This is a genomic window from Paenibacillus sp. J22P59 (assembly GCF_059383895.1).
In genome coordinates, this window is the sequence record NZ_JBXENX010000001.1 from 421,969 (window position 1) to 436,976 (window position 15,008).

At 52.5% G+C, this 15,008-nt stretch carries 3 pseudogenes; all 3 read left to right on the forward strand.

The annotated features are described in order from the left end of the window. Positions 1-17 precede the first annotated feature (17 nt). Positions 18-13,451, forward strand: a pseudogene (locus tag AC50YO_RS02080) (amino acid adenylation domain-containing protein); the annotation flags it as partial. A 186-nt stretch (positions 13,452-13,637) separates the two neighbouring features. Further along, positions 13,638-14,312: pseudogene (locus AC50YO_RS02085) on the forward strand (beta-ketoacyl [acyl carrier protein] synthase domain-containing protein); the annotation flags it as partial. Positions 14,313-14,357: 45 nt separating this feature from the next. Then, positions 14,358-15,008 (forward strand): annotated as a pseudogene (locus AC50YO_RS02090) (beta-ketoacyl [acyl carrier protein] synthase domain-containing protein); the annotation flags it as partial.

A 15,008-nucleotide genomic window follows, 5' to 3' on the forward strand; every position in this document is an offset into this window, starting at 1 on the left:
AGTAAATGGAGGTAGTTATGAGAAATGATCAGATTTCCATAGAACCCACAGTACATACTCACACATCAATCTCTCATGGAGAGGAACTAATATCGGAGGAACAACATCCGGTCACTCTTGCCGAGACCTTGAATAGAACGGCTCGAGCGTATGGAGAAAGTCGAGGAATCGTCTATCTGCTTTCCGATGGCTCGGAAGTGCAACAATCGTATGGCAGCCTATGGGATGACGCGAGACGTGTCGTACAGGGGCTTCTCCATTCAGGTCTGCGGCCGCAGGATGCGGTGCTGATGCAGCTTGCCGATAATGAGCAGTTCATCCCAGCGTTTTGGGGATGCGCATTGGCCGGATGTGTTCCCGCTCCTCTGGCTGTTGCTCCAACTTATGCAGAGAGGGGCAGCGCAGCCCAAAAGCTGCATGATGCTTGGGTTATTCTGGATCACCCGCCGATTCTCACCAACCGGGAGATGCTGCCTGAACTGAAGGACTGGGCAGACATGATGGGGCTGAATCAGATTCGATGGCTTGTTATCGAGGAGCTTTTGGCATTTGAAAAGGCGAACCACTGGCATCAAGCCCTGACGGAGGATCTGGCGATATTAGCCTTAACCTCTGGAAGTACAGGGGCCCCTAAGGCTGTCATGTTGAGTCACAGCAATGTTCTAAGTATGGTCAAAGGCATGATCCAGATGTATGGATTTTCCAATCAGGATGTGACCTTCAACTGGATGCCGTTCGATCATGTTGGCGGAATTTTTATGATGCATTTGCGTGATGTGTACCTCGGCTGTCAAGAGATCAACGTTACGGGCCAGAGCATCTTGCTTGATCCTTTGAGTTGGCTGGACGGGATCAACCGTTACCGGGCTTCCGTCACATGGGCACCGAATTTTGCTTTTGGACTCGTGAACGATTATTCGGAAGAAATCAGCAACCGCAAATGGGACCTTTCCTCGATGCGCTACATGTTTAACGGTGGAGAAGCCACAGTGGCTAAGGTAGGGCGTACCTTTTTGGCATTGCTGGAGCCTCAAGGACTGCCCGCGGACGCCATTCGCCCAGCTTGGGGAATGTCCGAAACTTCCTCTGGCGTCATTTTTTCAAATCGGTTTATGCGCAGCACCACTCGCGACGAAGACGATTTCGTGGAGGTCGGCTTGCCGATTCCAGGCTTATCGATTCGGATTGTTGATGATCACCATCAATTGATGTCCGAAGGCTCCATCGGTCGACTGCAAGTTAGAGGCATGTCTGTTACCAGCGGGTACTACCGACAGCCTGAGCTAAATCAAAGTGTATTTACAGAGGACGGCTGGTTTGAGACGGGAGATCTTGGCTTTATGCGCGAAGGACGTCTAACCCTGACGGGTCGGACTAAAGATGCCATTATCATTAACGGTGTCAACTATTACAGCTACGCGATCGAGTCCGCTGTCGAGGAGCTTCCGGAAATTGAAACTTCTTATACGGCCGCTTGCGCGATCCGCATGCAGGAAGATGCGACGGAGCAATTGGCGATCTTCTTCGTGCCGTCCCGTTCGTTGGACGAATTTCAAATGACGGAGCTTCTTCAAACGATTCGCACTCATGTTGCTATGACGATTGGCATAGCTCCAGAGTATGTGTTGCCATTGGATCATGACGCGATTCCCAAAACAGCGATCGGTAAAATTCAGCGTCCTCAGCTAAGAAAAGCCTTTGAAAGCGGGGAATTTGCCGGTTTGCAGGAGAATCTGGAGCGGATGTCACGGGCGGTTTTGCAGGCACGCAGCCAATTAGCTGTCAGAGAAGAGGTCAGGTGGACCCCAGAGGCCATTTGGAAAGAGCTGGTCCGCTGCTTTGAAGAGGAACTAGGGATAAGTAGGGACTGGACGGAGGCGGGTACGAATATCCTCAGCCTCGGCGTGAACTCCATTAAGATGATGAAACTCCTTCGCCTCATCGAAAAGAGTTACCGGATCAAGATGACGGCTAGGGAGCTGTATAAGCATCCGACGCTTGAATTATTGGCGGAGCGTGTATTTATGAAGACGACGGAACAGCACGCTGCAGCGCCAGGTGTCAACGGGAATGAAGTAGCCTTCAAGGAGAGCGGAGAGAAACGAGCGTCACGGGGACAGCTTTCCGAGGTGCAAAAAGGATTGTGGATTCTACAGAAAATGGATCCTGAATCTAACGTTTACCACATTCCTCTAGGCTTCCGGTTTGCCTTCAAGTTAGATATCGAGAAATTAAAGCTGGCTTTGAGATATGTACTCGAGCAGCATCCGATCTTGACAAGTGTCATTGAAGAAGTAGATGGAGTCCCACGCAGAACGATTCATCCTTCCGAATCATTGTCGATGACAATGGAGGATATCTCGATGCTGAAAGAGAGCGAAGTTATCCCTCATCTCAAAGAAAAGGCAAAAAAGCCTTTTGTTGCCGAAGGCCGTCCTTTGTTGAACATGTATATGTTCTCGCGATCTGAAGAAGAGCATTATCTGCTTGTGGTGATTCATCATCTTATATTTGACGGCATTTCTTCGATAACGTTTATGCATAGCTTGCTGGACGGTTACAAGCAGCTTGTGCAAGGAAAGATACCGATAGCTCAACCTTCAACAGAAACCTACGACGATTACGTGACATGGGAGCAGAATATGTTGTCGGGCGAAGCAGTCGAAAAACACCGATCCTACTGGTTACAGCAGTTATCCGAAACCCTGCCTAACCTACAGTTGCCCACGGATCGGTCCAAAACGTCTAGACAGAGCAGGAACGGGCAAACCAGCAGCAAACTGATTTCTGCCGAACTCGCGAACGCAATCAAATCGTTTGCTTCCAACCATTCCATAAGCATGACGACCGTACTGTTGGCTGGCTATATGATTTTATTGAACAGGTATGCGGGCCAAGAGGATGTAATTGTTGGCATGCCGGTCATGACGCGGCCCGAAGAACGTTTTGAGTCTATGATTGGGAATTTTCTGAATATGATTCCGATCAGAGAGCAGATTCAGGAACAGGCTACTTTTCTAGAGTTCCTTCAAAACTTGCAGCTTACTATGCTTGATGGGATGGATCATGCCGTCTATCCGCTGCCACGAATGGTACAGGACAGAAATAGGTTGTCCCTGGGAGCATCACCTCTGTTCCAAACGGCCTTTTACTCGCAAAACTTCTTGCAATCGACTAGCTATAAGAAGCTGATAAACGAATATGCATTGGACTTTTCCGTTGAATTCGTAGATGGCCTTCATCAGGAAGGCGAATTTGAACTGATTTTCGAGCTATGGGATGAGGAAGATCGGATGGCGTTGAACATCAAGTACGACGCAGATGTATTTGACGTTCCGACAGTTGAAAAGTTAGGCGACTCCTACATGAATCTTATGGAATCGCTGATTCGAAATCCTGCTTTAGCTTTAGATCAATACTCTTTGCTTTCAGAGAAAGAGGAATACACCGTTCTTCACCAGTGGAATGCCACCCAAGCCGTTTATCCGAATGCGTGCATCCATGAGTTGTTCGAGCGGCAAGTAGGAAAGACGCCGGACGCGATTGCAGCAGTCTGCGGTAACGAATCACTCACGTACCGTGAACTCGACGAGAAAAGCACGCTTTTGGCCATTTATTTGCAAACGCTAGATATTGTTCCCGACCGTACAGTAGCCATCTGCGTAGAGCGTTCGCTGGACATGATTGTTGGCTTGCTGGGGATTTTGAAAGCTGGTGCTGCTTATGTTCCTCTAGATCCTGATTATCCCGAAGAACGGCTCGCATACATGCTAGAAGACAGCAAGGCGTCTGTTCTGCTGACACAATCCGAACTTCGAAACAAACTGTTCGGAAGGGTAGAGAAAGTCATTTTATTAGACCAAGATGGGAGGGAAATTATACAAAGTGCTGAAGGCCGTACTCTAAAGCAAAATGTGAGACCGGATCATTTAGCATACGTGCTATATACCTCTGGAAGTACAGGAAAACCTAAAGGCGTTATGATTTCTCACAGATCGTTCGTCAATTTTTTGTTTTCCATGTCTCAAAAGCCTGGGCTAGGGGCCGAGGATCGCTTGCTTGCGGTAACCACCTATTGCTTTGATATCGCCGGCTTGGAGTTGTTTTTGCCTTTGCTGATGGGCGCTCAATGTTATCTCTGCAAGTCGGACGTAAGTAAAGATGCGGAAAAGCTGATGAAGGAAATTCAAGCGGTTCGGCCGACCATTATCCAAGCTACGCCGGCTACATGGTCGATGTTGTTTCAAACGGGCTGGAAAAATGAAGAGCGGGTCAAAGCGCTATGTGGAGGCGAAGCGCTGCCATCTAAGCTGAAACAGTATTTCGTAAGTACGGGCACGGAAGCATGGAATATGTTCGGGCCTACTGAAACGACAATCTGGTCTACGGTTCACCTCATTCAATCGGAAGAGCCTATAACGATCGGAAGGCCGATTGCGAACACGCAAGTGTATATCGTTGATAACAAACTGCGGCCGGTGCCAATCGGCAGCCCCGGCGAGCTATGCATTGCAGGCGACGGGTTGGCCAGAGGCTACTATAACCAGCCAGCGCTGACAGCAGAAAAGTTCGTCGACAACCCGTTCCAACTAGGTACGAAGCTGTACCGGACAGGCGATTTGGCACGATGGCTGCCGGACGGACACATCGAATATCTGGGACGGATCGACAATCAGGTGAAGCTGCGGGGCTTCCGCATTGAGCTCGGAGATATTGAAAGCCGGCTCGGCGAGCATTCTGGCATCGAAGACGCCGTCGCGGTCGTTAAGCAGTCCGGGGAGCATAAGACGCTCGTTGCGTATTATACCGCCCGCGAGGACAAGACCGCTCCAACAGCAGGCGAGCTGCAAAGTCACCTGAAGGTGGGTTTGCCCGACTATATGGTGCCTGCCCATGTCCTTCGCATTGACCGAATGCCGCTGACGCCGAGCGGAAAGATCGACCGCAAGGAACTCGAGGCCCGGAGGGTGACCGTACAGCGAGCGGACGCCACAAGCTTGCCGGAATCCCGAGTGGAAGAGGCTGTTCTGGCGATTTGGCAGGAAGTGCTGCAGGTCGAGGGAATTGGCAGCCGCGATGGTTTTTTCGATGTCGGCGGGGACTCGCTGCTTGCAGTCGCTGCAGCTGACCGCATTCGGAAAGAGCTGGCGTGTAAGTTCACCGCGATGGACCTGTTCGAATACCCGACCGTTCAAGCGATATCCGCCTATATTGCCCGGCAACAGAAGGGCCAAGCAGCATTAGATACGGTGAGAGAGCAAGCGCTGGAAGACGGCAGCTCCGAAGACAGCGTGCTTCAAGGGGAGCCTTCCGAAAACCAGGGTTCGGAGCTGCCCGGAGCGTATCGGGATAGCCTGGCGATTATCGGCATCTCCTGCGAGTTTCCGGGGGCGGGGAATCACTTTGAGTTCTGGAACAATTTGCTCACAGGCAAGGAGAGCCTGACGTTCTTTACGAAAGAAGAACTTCGGGAGCTGGGCGTATCGGAGGAGCTGGCGGAGAATGCGGCCTACGTGCCCGTGCAGTCTACGATTGAAGGCAAAGACCGATTCGATCCGGGTTTCTTTAACCTCTCGCCGAAGGATGCCGGTTTTATGGATCCGCAGCTGAGGCTGCTGCTGCTGCATGCCTGGAAGGCGGTAGAAGACGCCGGATACGTGGCGAGGGAGATTCCGCAAACAAGCGTGTTTATGACAGCCAGCAACAATGGGTACCGCTCTTTGCTCCCCGAGGAGTCGACGGAGAGTCTGGGAACACCGGACGGCTATGTGTCCTGGGTGCTGGCACAGAGCGGCACGATCCCGACGATGATCTCCCACAAGCTAGGCCTGAAAGGTCCGAGTTACTTTGTGAATGCCAACTGTTCCTCCTCGCTAGTCGGTCTCTATTCGGCATATCGGAGCTTGCAGTTGGGCGAGGCGAAGTATGCGCTCGTCGGCGGAGCGACCCTGCATACCGATGCAGGCATCGGCTATGTGCATCAAGCGGGCCTGAACTTCTCCAGCGACGGACATGTCAAGGCGTTCGACGAGTCGGCGGACGGCATGGCAGGAGGGGAAGGCGCAGCGGTGGTTCTGCTGAAGAAAGCCGCCGATGCGGTAGCGGACGGCGATCACATCTATGCGCTGCTCCGAGGCATCGGGCTGAATAACGACGGAGCAGATAAGGTAGGCTTCTACGCGCCGAGCGTCAAAGGCCAGGCGGACGTGATCCGTCAGGTGCTGGAGACGACCGGCATTGATCCGGAGAGCATCTCGTACATCGAAGCGCACGGAACGGGGACAAAGCTTGGCGATCCGATTGAGCTGTCGGCACTAAACACGGTGTACCGGGAGCATACGCAGCAGAAGCAGTATTGCGGAATCGGCTCGGTGAAGACGAACATCGGCCATCTGGACACGGCGGCCGGAATGGCGGGCTGTATTAAGGTCGCGATGAGCTTGTATCATGGCGAGCTGGCACCGACGATCAACTACAAGGAACCGAACCCGAATATGGATTTGGATAACTCGCCGTTCTATGTGGTGGAGAGCCGGAGAAGGCTGGAAGCAAGAGAGGATGCCCATCGGGCGGCGCTAAGCTCCTTTGGACTCGGGGGAACGAACACGCACGCGATCTTCGAGGCGTATCGGAGAGCGGAAAGGGAAGAGACGGGCAGCGGTCCGTATATCATCCCCGTGTCGGCTAAAAACCAGGAGCGGCTAAGAGCATATGTCGAGACGCTGCTGGACTTCGTGCAAGCATGCAGACTAGAGAGCGGAAGTCTGTCGGAACTGGCCTACACCTTCCAAGTGGGAAGGGAAGCGATGGACAGCCGGGTGGCGTTTGTCGCGCAGCAAGCGGAGGAGCTGAAGCGCCAGCTGCAGGCCTATCTGCAAGGGCAGGTCGGCAAACGGAGCCTTAACACCTTTGAAGGGGAAAGCAAGCAAGAAGGGGGTTCATTGCTGGAGGATGAAGAAGACAGCGCGGCGCTGGTTCGTGGCTGGATCACCAGAGGCAAATTAAGCAAGCTGGCTGAGGCGTGGAGCCGGGGAATGGCCGTCGACTGGACGCTGCTTTACCAGGGGGCGAGACCCCGCCGGATGAGCGTGCCGACGTATCCTTTTGCCCAGGAACGTTTCCCGATTCCTCGGCCCGACTCGAAGCGTGTCACAGCTTCAGCGTTGGCAGCGGCATCGGAAAAAGGACAAGTCAGCTGTCTGCATCCTTTGCTGCATCTTAATACATCAGATTTGCTGGAACAGCGGTTCAGCTCCACCTTTACGGGGAAGGAATTCTTTTTGGCCGATCACGTGGTGCGGGGAAATCCAGTTCTACCTGGGGTCGCTTATTTGGAGATGGCCCGAGCGGCCATCCAGCTGTCGCTAGGAAGGACCCAGCAGGAGCAAGCGGGAATCCGTTTGAAGCATGTAGTATGGATTCAACCAATCGTCTCAGGCGATACGCCCATCGAGGTGCATATCGGCTTATTCCCAGAAGAGGACGGGAAAATCGGCTACGAAATCTATAGTCTTTCGGCTATTGAGGATCACGCGGTTGTGCATGGTCAGGGCATGGCGGAAAGGATGGAGGCATCGCAGGCCCAGACATGGGATCTGAATGAATTGCAGAATCGCTGCAAGGCGGGCGAGCTGTCTTCCACAGCTTTTTACGAGGATGCACGTAGTCTCGGTATCTCCTTTGGTGCGGGTTTTCAAGGCATACAAAGCCTGTACGTAGGCGAGAGGCAAATACTATCGAAATTGGTTCTGCCCGCCTCGGTCGTTAAAACGCTGGATTCCTATGTGCTGCATCCCAGCATATTGGATTCGGCTCTTCAGACCGCCACGATCTGCATCATGCAAGGGGGAGCCAAGGATAAGCTATTGTTGCCTTTTGCTCTGGAGGAGTTGGAAGTGTATGGCCCATGTACCTCCCAAATGTGGGCATATGCCCGATTCAGCCAAGGAAATTTGGTTGGTGACCCGGTACAACGCGTTGATGTCGATCTGTGCGATGAATTGGGAGTGCTGCGCATCAAGATCAGAGGCTTCTCGGCTAGAGTGCTAGAAGGCGGGGGTCAGTCGTTCACGGATTCCTCGTCCAAGCTCGAACGTTTGTTGCTTGAACCGATCTGGGTGGAACGTCTGGCAGCTTCCGAGCAGCCCATATACGAGTATAACAAGCATCTACTTTTCCTGTGCGATACAGCAGCTGCTATGAGGGATCGCATAATATCCCATCTGCCGGACGCCGAGATCATCTGTTTGGATTCACGAATTGGAACGCCTTCCAAGCGCTTCGAAGCGTATGCTGACGAGGTGTTTGGTCGCATCAAGGCCATACTGCTTTCCAAGCCTGAGGGGTATCTGTTGATTCAGACGGTTGTTTGTCATCAGGGTGAGGAACAGATTTACAGTGGGCTTGCCGGACTGCTGAAAACGGCTGGACTGGAACATTCGAAGCTAAGCGGACAGTTAATTGAAATTTCCGACGATCTTCACAATGTGAACATTCCGGCGATGTTGAAGGAAAACGCAATAAATCCAGGCGATAATCATATTCGCTATGTGGACGGAACACGCTACGTAACCGAATGGCGGGAAATGGACCAAAAGCCGAGGAAGGATGCGGGCTTGCCGTGGAAAGACCGCGGGGTATATCTCATTACTGGAGGAGCGGGCAAGCTAGGACTGCTGTTCGCTAAGGAAATTGGCGAAAAAGCTCCGCATGCATCCTTGATCCTTACGGGACGCGGTTCCTTGGGAGGAGACAAGGAGCATCAGGTGGAGATGCTTCGAGCTATGGGGTTGCAGGTAGTGTACAAGCAGCTGGATGTAACCGACGCTGAAGCTGTTCGGCAGTTGATCGGGGAGATCGTGAGCGAGTACGGTCATCTCGACGGCATCATTCACGGCGCGGGAATCATACAGGACAATGTCATTGCCAAGAAGACGAGAGAAGAGCTGATCGATGTGATGGCTCCAAAGGTATCCGGCTTGGTGCACTTGGACGAGGCGAGCAGGGAGCTGGCGCTGGATTTCTTCTTTGTTTTCTCATCTATTTCAGGAATCTTAGGCAACCCCGGCCAGGCGGACTACGTCGCAGCCAATGCATTCATGGACGCTTACGCCGGGTACAGAAACGAGTTGACCAGGCAATCGCTGCGAACAGGAACAGCGCTCTCGATGAACTGGCCCCTTTGGAAAGAAGGGGGGATGCAGGTTGATGCAGAGACCGAGAAGCTGATCATGCAGAATCTTGGACTGGCTCCGATGCAAACGGAGACCGGTATCCAAGCCCTATATGACGCTTACGCGTCAGGGAAAACCCAGGTCCTTGTCGTTGAAGGCAATCGGCATAAGATCAAGCAAAAAATATTGGCAGCGCCAACGCCAAAATCAACACAAGGGAATCGGAGTAGCGAGGCAGGCAGGATTAATTCAGACGTGAAAACCGGGGACCTGCGCAACGAACTCCAAGATTCCCTTAAGCAGATGGTGTCAAATCTGCTCAAGGTTTCTTTGCAGGATCTCGATGCGGACACGGAGCTTGGCGAATATGGATTCGATTCGATTTCGTTTACCGTCTTTGCCAATCAAATTAATGAGGCTTATCCGCTCGAGCTTGCCCCGACTGTTTTTTTCGAGTATGGAACATTGAGAGATCTGACGGAGTTTCTAGTCAGCGAGTACGGGGACGTATTGAACAGCCGCAAAGCATCGTCACAGACGGAAATTGTCACTGTAGCGGCGGTGGAAAGCAGAGCCGCAGAGCCTGCTGTCTCGAATACAAGTTTAAATAAAATATTGAGCCGTCGAAGAAACCGTTTTACCCAACTAGCGGAGCCCAATAAGACGGCGGAATTCGAACCTATTGCCATTATCGGTATCAGCGGGAAATTCCCCGGTGCGGGCGACATCGACGAATTCTGGGCAAATCTCATCGAAGAAAAGGACTGCATCACTGAAATCCCTAAAGATCGCTGGGATTGGCGCGAATATGACGGAGATCCGGCCAGCGATGTCAACAAGACGAACATAAAATGGGGCGGGTTTATCGAAGGCGTGGCTGAATTCGATCCGCTGTTCTTCGGTATTTCGCCGAGGGAAGCCCAGTTTATCGATCCTCAGCAAAGACTTCTTATGACTTATGCCTGGAAAGCAATCGAAGATGCGGGAATTTCCCCACAGAGCCTTTCAGGAACATCTACGGCGGTGTTTGTCGGGACGGGGAATACGGGATATAAGGATTTGTTTCACAAAGCCGATTTGCCGATTGAAGGCCATTCCACGATGGGGAACATGATTCCTTCGGTCGGACCGAATCGATTGAGCTATTTTTTAAATGTTCACGGCCCTAGCGAGCCGGTCGAAACGGCATGTTCAAGCTCTCTTGTAGCGATACACCGCGCAGCTTCAGCCATTCAGAGCGGAGATTGCGAGATGGCGATTGTGGGCGGAGTGAATACAATTGTGACACCAGAAGCCCATATCAGCTACAGCAAAGCGGGCATGTTGAGCGCCGATGGACGCTGCAGAACCTTCTCCAACCTTGCGGATGGTTACGTGAGAGGGGAAGGCGTAGGGATGATCGTTCTCAAAAAACTAAAAGATGCAGAGCGAGACCGGAATCCAATTTATGGGGTGATTCGCGGTACCGCAGAAAATCATGGAGGACGCGCTAATACGCTGACCTCTCCGAATCCGAGAGCGCAGGCTGATTTATTGATTAGGGCCTACAAGAAAGCTGGCGTGAATCCAAGGACTGTTACGTACATCGAAGCCCATGGGACGGGAACCGAATTGGGAGATCCGATCGAGATCAACGGCTTGAAAGCGGCGTTCAAAGAGTTGTATGCCACTACTGACGATTCGGAAATGGGGGATCATCGCTGCGGCTTGGGCTCGGTGAAGAGTAATATTGGTCACCTGGAGCTAGCCGCTGGCATCTCGGGCGTTATCAAAATTTTGCTGCAAATGAAGCATAAAACCTTGGTGAAAAGCTTGCACAGCGAGACGCTGAACCCCTACCTTCAACTGAAAGACAGTCCGTTCTACATCGTGCAGAACACGGAGAATTGGCAGGCGTTACGGGACAAGCAAGGGCGCGAATTGCCCCGCCGTGCGGGCGTAAGCTCGTTTGGAATCGGAGGCGTCAATGCTCATGTTGTCATTGAGGAGTATTTTCCGCAAGAGGATGCAGCGTCAGAATGGGAAACCAGCGCGCAGGGGCCGGCAATCATCGTGCTATCCGCCAAGAATGAAAAGAGTCTTCGGGAACAGGCTGAACAACTGTTGGTAACCATCCGTATGGGGAAGGTTGGCGAAAAGGATTTACACCGCATCGCTTATACGCTGCAGGTTGGACGCAACAGTATGGAAGAACGTCTGGCACTGATCATAGGCACCGTGTCAGAGCTCGAGGAGAAGTTGAACGAGTTTGTGCAAGGCAGGAGCGGCACCGAGCAGTCCTACCGGGGCAAGGCGAACCGAAACAATGAGACACTGGCGATATTTACAGCGGATGAAGATATGGCGCTCGCTCTCGATTCATGGATCGTCAAAAGAAAATATGCAAGGCTTGCCGAGCTTTGGGTTAAGGGACTGAACATCGACTGGAGTAAGCTATATGGTGATGCGGCACCACGACTCATTTCTTTGCCTACTTACCCTTTTGCTAAGGAACGTTATTGGCTTCCTGAATACCTGCAAGCTGGGGGCGAAAAGAACAGCACTGTCCTCACCGGGAATACGAATCTGCCGGAGTCTTCCCCGGAACGACGGACTACCTGCTTTTTGACGAAAAGCTGGGTACCCTGCCCTACTGTTTCAGAAGCGAAAAGCAATCGTATCGTCGTGATCCTGACCGATCCGGAGACAGAACAATTGGCTGAACGGGTTGCCGAACATTTCCCGCAGCATCGGATTATGAATGTGCGGCAGGTAGAGCAATTGTTGGATTGCGATTGGACAAGCTTTGACGGCTTGGTCGATCTTGTCGGATGCGGATCTTCCGAAGACGAGCCGCAGTCTTGGATGAAGTGGCTTCAATTGTTGATCGAGCACGGACATAAAGAAGGAATCATGCTCCTCGGCGTTACTCGAGGCTTGGAATCCTATCTGAACCCGGCTGCCATTAATTTGACGGGAGCCGCGCGAGCCGGACTTTATCGTATGCTTCAAAGCGAGTACGGCCATTTGAGAACTAGACATATGGATGCGGATGTTTCGACCGATGATCGGGTTTTGGCGCAGCAAATTGCCGACGAATTCTTCGCCAGCAGCGAGGAGGCGGAGGTATGCTACAGGAACGGTTTGCGGTTCAAATGCCTTTTGGAAGAACAGCACGAGGGTGATGAGGCGGCTGTAGCGCCAGCAGTTTTTCCAGAGGGTCACGCTCTGTTAATTACAGGAGGGACCCGGGGCCTTGGCGCCTTATGCGCCCGGCATTTCGTACGGCATCACGGGGTGAAACGACTCGTCCTGACTGGACGCGAGGAGTTGCCTCCGCGTGAGAAGTGGGATGACTTCCTTGCGGCGGATACGTCAGTAGGGCAAAAAATTCAAGCTGTGCGGGAGCTGGAAGCGCAAGGTGTGCAGGTACAAGTGCTGGCTTTGCGTTTATCCGATCGGTCTGCGGTCCGAAGGGCACTGGATGACATCAAGCGTTCAATGGGGCCGATCGGCGGAGTTCTTCACTGTGCCGGCTTGACCGATATGACAACGCTGGCCTTCATCCGCAAGACAGAAGCGGAGATTCAGGAAGTGCTGGAGCCTAAGATTGCTGGCCTTAACGTCTTATACCACGAGCTTCGCGAAGAGCCGCTGAAATTTTTTGTCCTATTTTCCTCGGTATCGGCGATCATTCCGTCTCTCTCCGCCGGACAGGGCGATTATGCGATGGCGAATGCATATATGGATTATTTTTCCGAAGCTCATCGACATGATGGACCGATCGTGAGCATCCAATGGCCGAACTGGAAGGAAGCCGGAATGGGAGAAGTGACGAATCGCGTGTACAAGGAGAGTGGTCTGCTAAGCATTGCGAATGCAGAAGGCTTGCAGCTGTTGGAGCGCATTCTTAACGGGAAAGGTAGTTCTGTAGTTATGCCAGCCAGCGTTGATCGATCCAAGTGGGACCCTGAAAGACTCATGCGGAGAAGCCTTCGCCAAGCTGCCGAAGGGGAAGGAGCGGTTCGGCAGTCAGCAATTGCAGCGGTCTCAGACCAGATCCTCCGTCCGGAAAATGAAGGTGCAAATCTTGTTTCGGCACAAGCGGAAGCTTGGCTGCTCGGCTTGTTTGCCGAAGAATTGAGGATCGATCCCGCCCATTTGGAGATGGATGAGCCATTCCAGGAATACGGCGTTGATTCCATTATTTTGGCGCAGCTGTTACAGCGCATCAACCGGAGGATTGGGGTGAATCTTGACCCGTCCATTCTTTATGAATATCCGACTATTCAGCAATTTGCCTCATGGCTGTCGAGTTCCTATCCAGATGCCTTAGCTCTCATTGTCAAGGATGCGGCGGCAGAGGGGCCGCGCAAGCAAGAAAGGGAGATGGCCCAGTATGTCATCTCGGAGAACTCTCGTAAACAAACGAACGAATATGCACAAGATACGCCTTCTTCCTCGCCTCGTACGGAGGATATTGCAATCGTGGGGCTTTCCTGCCGCTTTCCGGGAGCCGAAACGCTCGAAGCGTACTGGAGGCTGCTGTCCGAAGGACGTTCGGCGATTGACAACGTACCACCAGAACGCTGGGGACATTCCACCTCCTTCTATGCAGGAGTGCTGGATAACGTATCCCAATTCGATCCCGCATTCTTCCTGCTTCCCGAGCAGGATGTGAAAGCGATGGATCCCCAAGCGCTGGTAGCTTTGGAGGAGTGTTTGAAGCTCTGGCATCATGCGGGGTATACCCTTGAAGAAATTAAAGGCAAAGCCGTCGGCGTCTATCTCGGTGGCCGAAGCCAGCATAAGCCGGGGGAAGAAAGTCTTCTTGAGGCGCGTAATCCGATTGTTGCTGTAGGACAAAATTATCTGGCGGCTAACCTTTCGCAATTTTTCGATCTGCGTGGACCGAGTCTGGTGCTGGATACCGCCTGTTCCTCGGCGATCGTAGGGATGAATATGGCCGTCCAGGCTTTGCGCAGCGGAGATATTGAGAGTGCCGTCGTGGGAGGAATTAGCCTTCTTGAAACGGATGCTGTTCATCGGTTATTTCAACAGCGAGGCATTTTGAGCGAAGCGCCTTTCTTCCATGTTTTTGACGAACGTGCTGACGGCGTTGTTCTGGGAGAGGGAGTGGGCATGGTGCTCTTGAAGACGGTAGATCAAGCGTTGAAAGACGGGGATACCATTTACTCCGTAATCAAGGCGGTCGCCCTCAACAATGACGGTCGAACCGCAGGACCGGCTACCCCGAATCTGCAAACTCAAAAGGATGTTATGAAAGCAGCGCTTGCGAAAGGCGCCAAAAGACCCGAAGAGATTTCCTATATCGAAGCGAACGGTTCGGGCTCGATGGTAACTGATCTTCTGGAGCTTAAGGCGATCCAATCCGTGTACCGTACCACCAACACGGCTCCGCTTGGCATAGGCTCGGTCAAGCCTAATATCGGGCATCCGTTATGCGCGGAAGGGATTGCGAGTCTGATCAAAGTGGTCCTGATGCTAAGTCACCGCCAGCTCGTTCCCTTCTTATCGGGAGAGCGGGAGATGATGCACTTTGACCGGAAAGAAGCGGGCTTCTCGTTTTGCCCCGAGCTGATCGAATGGCCGTCGCCCGTACCGATTGCTGCGATCAACTGCTTTGCGGACGGAGGCACCAACGCTCATGTGATCGTAGAAGCATGGCAGGAACCTGTAGGGCATGTCGTCAATCGCCGGCCGCTGCCGATTCCGCAACTGAACAAGCGACAGCTCTTGCGCAGAGATACGAATTCAATGATCGCGAAACCGGAAGCCCTGTCTCTGCCAGAAGGCGTGGTAAACATTTGGAACGCATACGAAGTGGAGGTATAA